1 protein-coding gene is annotated in these 1162 nt (G+C 36.3%); it reads right to left on the bottom strand.

The features are described 5' to 3' along the window. Window positions 1-160 precede the first annotated feature (160 nt). Window positions 161-1051, bottom strand: coding sequence for an IS982-like element ISLll1 family transposase (locus tag ABZV77_RS42715; protein WP_356268799.1), 891 nt, complete (start codon window positions 1049-1051; stop codon window positions 161-163). Between the last annotated feature and the right edge of the window lie 111 nt (window positions 1052-1162).

Below are 1162 nucleotides of genomic sequence, written 5' to 3'. Positions count from 1 at the left end.
ATGCTTAGTAGTTTAAGATTAGGATAGCACGACTTATTTATTTTCCAATGAAATTAACTAGCAATTCGGGTTAACTATTATCAATAGTTTAGTTTTCATTCCCTATCAATGTATTTTATTATATACCTATTTCTATATATATACCCGAATTGCTAGTTGATTATTTAGCCATGACTTGATACCCGATAGAATATCTTAAAGTCTCTGGTTCCAGTGATTTAGCTGATTTTAACAGTAAAGAATACGCTAAAAGTATCATCTCTAATCTCAATTGAAAACCTTGAGGCGAACGACTTTTACAACGCTCAGCTCCTAAATTTGTCAAAAAAGAAAAAACTCGCTCAATCACTTTTCTACGTTTTGAAAAATTAGGGAAAAGGATTTTCTTTTGCTTCATGTTCTTCCTGACAGGTGTAATTAGATCAATTCCTTTTAATTCCAGCCTATCATGCAGTGACTGACCTAAATATCCCATATCTCCAAGGACTGTTGGTGTCCCAAATTGACTCAACACTTCCTCGGTCATTGAACTATCAGCCATTGAAGCAGGAGTAATTGTGTAGTCTATGACATAGCCTGATTCACTGACTAAAGCATGACATTTACATCCATAGAAGTACTGTCCCTTTGTAGCATTGTAGCCAGCATTTGCATAATCTCCAAGAACTTTGCTTCTGAAGTTACGAATAGGCTGACACAAAGGAATGGGGAAGCTGTCAATAATGGATACACTCATTCCTTCAACCTCTTTAAAGACGAGTGCTTGGCGAATGACTTGGATACTCGGTAAGAGGGCATTACAACGGCGGACAAAGCGAGAATATTCTAGGAAATTAGGAAATAAACTTTGAGCAAGTTGGTGCTTAGCTTTAAGCGTTTCACTAAAATGCAGTACGCCCCATAGGTAACAAGCGATAACTAAGCAATCTGATGTTGCGAGATGGACGTTCTTTCGGTTTTGAACCTCAAGGGGAACACTCGTTTGATAAAGCGTCTCAATGGTTGTCAGTAAATAAACAAAAACTTTTGGAAGTGTGCTATTATAAGTCATATAAGTCGTGAGCTTTCTAATGCTTAGTGCTTTAAGATTAGGATAGCACGACTTATTTATTTTCCAATGAAATTAACTAGCAATTCGGGTTAACTATTATCAATAGTTTAG

The organism is Streptomyces sp. NPDC004732 (assembly GCF_040609235.1).
Taxonomy (GTDB): Bacteria; Actinomycetota; Actinomycetes; order Streptomycetales; family Streptomycetaceae; genus Streptomyces.
Note: the sequence above shows the minus strand (reverse complement) of the source record. Positions and strands in the feature narration are given on the sequence as shown.

Coding starts and splice junctions, on each gene's coding strand:
- ABZV77_RS42715 (WP_356268799.1), bottom strand. CDS start 1,051: ATGACTTATAATAGCACACTTCCAAAAGTTTTTGTTTATTTACTGACA.